This window comes from Azospirillum melinis (assembly GCF_013340935.1).
Lineage (GTDB): Bacteria > Pseudomonadota > Alphaproteobacteria > Azospirillales > Azospirillaceae > Azospirillum > Azospirillum melinis.
This window is the reverse complement of sequence record NZ_WHOS01000148.1, coordinates 1-1,040: the sequence shown is the minus strand read 5'-3', so window position 1 is coordinate 1,040 and position 1,040 is coordinate 1. Positions and strand designations below refer to the sequence as shown.

Genomic DNA, 1,040 nt, shown 5'->3' with positions numbered 1-1,040 from the left:
ACGGGCCACGGTTAGATGCCAGAGACTTCAAGGGTGGTATTTCAAGGTTGGCTCCACCCGGGCTGGCGCCCAGGCTTCCAAGCCTCCCACCTATCCTACACATGAAGTCCCTAGCACCACTGCAAAGCTGTAGTAAAGGTGCACGGGGTCTTTCCGTCTGACCGCGGGAACTCCGCATCTTCACGGAGAGTTCAATTTCGCTGAGTTGGTGTTGGAGACAGCGGGGAAGTCGTTACGCCATTCGTGCAGGTCGGAACTTACCCGACAAGGAATTTCGCTACCTTAGGACCGTTATAGTTACGGCCGCCGTTTACCGGGGCTTCAATTCAGAGCTTGCACTCCTCCTCTTAACCTTCCGGCACCGGGCAGGCGTCAGACCCTATACGTCGCCTTGTGTGGCTTCGCAGAGCCCTGTGTTTTTAGTAAACAGTCGCTACCCCCTGGTCTGTGCCCCCCGCCATGGCTTGCGCCACAACGGGGCCCTCTTCTTCCGAAGTTACGAGGGCAATTTGCCGAGTTCCTTCAACACCATTCTCTCAAGCGCCTGGGTATACTCTACCAGTCCACCTGTGTCGGTTTGGGGTACGGTCTGTATGGCGGGGCTATTTCCTGGAACCGGTCCACAGCACGATCAATCCGATAAGATCGTACACGCTTTCCAATCCGTCACCTCCGCCAGGCCCACGAATATTAACGTGGTTCCCATCGACTACGCCTTTCGGCCTCGCCTTAGGGGCCGGCTCACCCTGCGTGGATTAACCTTGCGCAGGAACCCTTGGACTTTCGGCGACAGTGTTTCTCACACTGTTTGTCGCTACTCATGTCAGCATTCTCACTTCCGATACCTCCAGGCGGCCTCACGGACACCCTTCGCAGGCTTACGGAACGCTCCGCTACCACGTGATCAGAGATCACATCCGCAGCTTCGGTACACGGCTTGAGCCCCGATACATTTTCGGCGCAGGCCGGCTTAACTAGACCAGTGAGCTATTACGCTTTCTTTAAAGGATGGCTGCTTCTAAGCCAACCTCCTGGTTGTC

Annotated in this window: 1 rRNA gene; it reads right to left on the bottom strand. The window is 56.2% G+C overall.

The features are described 5' to 3' along the window. Nucleotides 1-1,040 (bottom strand): 23S ribosomal RNA (locus tag GBZ48_RS35865); the annotation flags it as partial.